A 3,497-nucleotide genomic window follows, 5' to 3' on the forward strand; every position below is an offset into this window, starting at 1 on the left:
AGTTTAACCGGCCCCCTCCGCCCCCCGCCCGGTCCCGCTGCAAGAGGCGCCGTTGGGACGGCTTGTAACGAACTAGTGCCGGTTGGCGTGGCCGCCTGGATCGGGGGTGCGGGGGGGCCGGTTAAACTCGCCCGGCTGTTTGAAAGATCATGTTGACGGGGTGAATTCCATCCGATGAGCGACGCCAGCACCAACCAGCTGCACACAGCCGACGTCCAGGAGACCGCCGCCGGCCACGGCCGGCACCGCGGCGAGATCTCCACGCAGGTCGGCGAGACGGCTCCGCGCGGCCGCCACCGCAAGCCGGTGGCGGAGACCGAGCGGACCGAGCGCACCGAGACGGCGGCCTGACGGAACGTCAGTGCCCGTACGGCGAACGGCCCCACCCCGTCTGTGACGGGTGGGGCCGTTTCCCGTTTCCCAGCCGCGTTTCAGCCCCGGCTCTCAGCCGCGTTTCAGCCCCAGCACCTCCGCCGCGGCGAACGTCTCGCCCGCCGGCCGGTCCGCGTAGTACGGCCCGAGGACGGCCTGAAGTTCCTCGTACGTGAAGGTGTCCTGCTTGCTGTCGAACCGGGCGGCGATGCGCGGCCGTTCGACGACGGCCACCATGCCGCCGTGCACCACGAGGAGCTGTCCGTTCACCTGGGCGGCTGCGGGCGAGGCCAGATAGCCGACGAGCGGGGCGACATGCTCGGGGGCGAGCGGGTCGAGGCCGTTGCCGGGGGGCTGTTCGACGCCCGCGAAGACGTCCTCGGTCATCCGGGTGCGGGCGCGCGGGCAGATCGCGTTGGCGGTGACGCCGTACTTGCCGAGGGCGAGGGCCGTGGACGTGGTCAGGCCGACGATCCCGCCCTTGGCGGCCGCGTAGTTGGGCTGCCCGGCGGAACCGGCGAGGAACGCCTCCGAGGAGGTGTTCACGATCCGCCCGAACACCGGCTGTCCGGCCCGCTTGGACCGCTCCCGCCAGTGGGCGGCGGCGAACCGGATGGTGTTGAAGTGCCCCTTGAGGTGCACGCGGAGCACGGTGTCCCACTCCTCCTCGGCCATCGAGAACACCATGCGGTCGCGCAGGATGCCCGCGTTGTTGACGAGGATGTCGAGCTTGCCGAACGCGTCGACGGCCGACTCGACGAGCCCGCGGGCCTGCTCGAAGTCGGAGACGTCGCCGGTGTGCGCGAGCGCGGTCCCGCCGGCCGCCCGGATCTCGGTGACGACCTCCTCGGCGGGCCCGGCGGAGGCCTCGCCGGTGCCGTCGCGGCCGGGCCGCCCGTAGTCGTTGACGACGACGGCGGCGCCGAGCCGGGCGAGTTCCAGCGCCTCGGCCCGGCCGAGCCCGCGGCCCGCGCCCGTGACGATCGCGGACAGTCCCTTCAGGGGCAGAGGCAGCGGCATGGCGTGTCCTCACATCTCGATGCACGTACGCAGGGCGGTCCCGGTGCGCATCTGGTCCAGGGCCTCGTTGATGTCGGCGAAGGGGACCCGGTGGGTGATCAGGCCCACCAGGTCGACCCGGCCAGCGCGCCACAGGGCGATGGTGCGTTCGTAGGAGCGCAGGATGTCCCCGCCGCCGTACATGGACGGCAGGATCCGCTTCTCGTCGAAGAACAGCTCGAACATGTTCAGCTGGAGGAAGTCGCCCATGGCGCCCGCGCCGACCACGACGAGGGTGCCGCCGCGCCGGGTGTTGTCGTACGCGGCGCGTGCGGTGGCGGACTTGCCGACGACCTCGAAGACGTAGTCGAAGCCCTCGCCGGCGGTGACCTGCTGCTTGGCGTCGGGCAGCTCGTCGGGCGAGACGGCACGCGTGGCCCCGAACCGCAGGGCGGCCTCGCGCCGTGTCACGACCGGGTCGACGGCGACGATCTCCGCGGCCCCGCGCAGCCGGGCCCCCTGGATCACGGAGATGCCGACACCGCCGCACCCGATGACCGCCACCGACGAACCGGCCTCCACCTCGGCCGTGTTGAGCGCGGCGCCCAGTCCGGTCGTCACCCCGCAGCCGATGAGGGCGGCGATGTCGAAGGGAACGTCGTCGGGTATCGGGACCGCGCACCCGGCGCCGACGACGACCTCCTCGGTGAAGGTGCCGGTGCCGGCCATGCCGAAGACGTCCCCGCCGGGCCGCCGGAAGTTGGGGGTGCCGGCGTTCATGAACCCGGCGAGGCACAGCTCGGTCTGTCCGCGCTTGCAGGCGGCGCAGGCGCCGCAGGCGGGGAGCCAGCACACGACCACCCGGTCGCCGGCCGTCAAGTGGCCGACACCTTCGCCGACTTCGAGGATCTCGCCCGCTCCCTCGTGCCCGGGCACGAACGGCCCGGGCTGCGGCAGTACGCCGCTCATCGCGGACAGGTCCGAGTGGCACAGCCCGGCGGCGCGCACCCGGATCCGCACCTTGCCGGGGCCGAACCCCACCGCCTCGACGTCGTCGAGGACCTCCAGCTTGTCCTGGCCGATCTCGTGCAGTACGGCTGCGCGCATGGTGCGGCTCCCCTCGTACGGCGTGTGGGACTCAGGTGTGTGCGACGACGGTGTCGGCGAGGACGGGCGCGTCGTTTCTCTCGACGGCGCTGACGGCGACCCGGACCTCGCCGTCCAGGCGCCACATGCGGATGCGCAGCGTCTCGCCCGGGTAGACGACACCGGCGAAACGGGTGGCGTACGAGCGGACCCGGGTCACGTCCCCGTCGAGCAGCGTGCCGACGACCGCCTTGAGCGTCATGCCGTAGGTGCACAGCCCGTGCAGGATGGGCCGGTCGAATCCGGCGCGCTCGGCGAACTCGGGATCGGCGTGCAGCGGGTTCCGGTCCCCGGACAGCCGGTACAGCAGGGCCTGGTCCTCGCGGACGTGCCGTTCGACGACACGGTCCGGCTCGCCCGCGGGCGGTTCGAGCCGGCTGGACGGTCCCCGGTCACCGCCCCAGCCGCCCTCTCCCCGGACGTAGATCTGCGCGTCGTTGGTCCACAACGGCCCGTCGTCGTCGGCGACGTCGGTGCGCATGACGAGGACGGCCGCCTTGCCCTTGTCGTACACGGCGGCGATCCGGCCGGTGGCGGTCGCGCGGCCCCGGGCCGGGATGGGGCGGTGGATCGTGAGGCTCTGCCCGCCGTGCAGGACGCGGGCGAGGTCGACGTCGACGCCGGGCATCGACAGCCCGCTGATCACGCCGGGGGATCCGGCGCCGGCGACGGTGGCGAAGCTCGGCAGGACGTGCAGCCGGGACTCCAGGGTGTAGCGCAGCTCGTCGGGGTCGGTGGCGGGGACGCCCGCGCCGATGCCGAGGTGGTAGAGCTGCACGTCCTTGTGGTCCCAGGAGAGCTCGCCGGTCCGGGGTTCGGCGGCGATCGCCTTGGCTGCGTCGATGGGCATGGGGCTCCTGATCGCCGTCGGGAAGGGCCACCGCGGGAAAGACCACCGTGGGAAAGACCTCGGCACGGCCGTCCGCACCGTCGGCCGCGCCGAGGCCGTCTGCGGCCGAACTGGAACGCGTTCCAGTCCT

4 protein-coding genes are annotated in these 3,497 nt (G+C 72.7%); 1 reads left to right on the forward strand and 3 read right to left on the reverse strand.

From position 1 onward, the window contains the following. The first annotated feature begins 174 nt into the window (after nt 1-174). Nucleotides 175-351: a hypothetical protein gene (locus CCL05_RS45430; RefSeq protein WP_086565458.1), complete on the forward strand. Its 177-nt coding sequence runs from the start codon at nt 175-177 to the stop codon at nt 349-351. A gap of 93 nt (nt 352-444) precedes the next feature. Here the strand turns inward: CCL05_RS45430 and CCL05_RS39695 are convergent, their stop codons facing one another. From CCL05_RS39695 to CCL05_RS39705, 3 genes are read right to left on the reverse strand one after another with little or no spacing between them, the layout of a single operon-like run. After that, nucleotides 445-1,392 (reverse strand): 3-oxoacyl-ACP reductase, encoded by a 948-nt coding sequence (locus tag CCL05_RS39695; RefSeq protein WP_086565459.1) that lies wholly within the window; start codon nt 1,390-1,392, stop codon nt 445-447. Nucleotides 1,393-1,401: 9 nt separating this feature from the next. Continuing rightward, nucleotides 1,402-2,478, reverse strand: coding sequence for a Zn-dependent alcohol dehydrogenase (locus CCL05_RS39700; protein WP_086565460.1), 1,077 nt, complete (start codon nt 2,476-2,478; stop codon nt 1,402-1,404). Between the two features lie 31 nt (nt 2,479-2,509). Continuing rightward, nucleotides 2,510-3,367, reverse strand: coding sequence for a MaoC/PaaZ C-terminal domain-containing protein (locus CCL05_RS39705; protein WP_086565461.1), 858 nt, complete (start codon nt 3,365-3,367; stop codon nt 2,510-2,512). Nucleotides 3,368-3,497: the final 130 nt, after the last annotated feature.

The organism is Streptomyces africanus (assembly GCF_002150735.1).
Classification (GTDB): Bacteria; Actinomycetota; Actinomycetes; order Streptomycetales; family Streptomycetaceae; genus Streptomyces; species Streptomyces africanus.

What these genes read in the sequence shown, in the direction of transcription:
- CCL05_RS39705 (WP_086565461.1), bottom strand. Translation starts at nt 3,367, where the DNA reads ATGCCCATCGACGCAGCCAAGGCGATCGCCGCCGAACCCCGGACCGGC.
- CCL05_RS39695 (WP_086565459.1), bottom strand. Translation starts at nt 1,392, where the DNA reads ATGCCGCTGCCTCTGCCCCTGAAGGGACTGTCCGCGATCGTCACGGGC.
- CCL05_RS39700 (WP_086565460.1), bottom strand. Translation starts at nt 2,478, where the DNA reads ATGCGCGCAGCCGTACTGCACGAGATCGGCCAGGACAAGCTGGAGGTC.
- CCL05_RS45430 (WP_086565458.1), top strand. Translation starts at nt 175, where the DNA reads ATGAGCGACGCCAGCACCAACCAGCTGCACACAGCCGACGTCCAGGAG.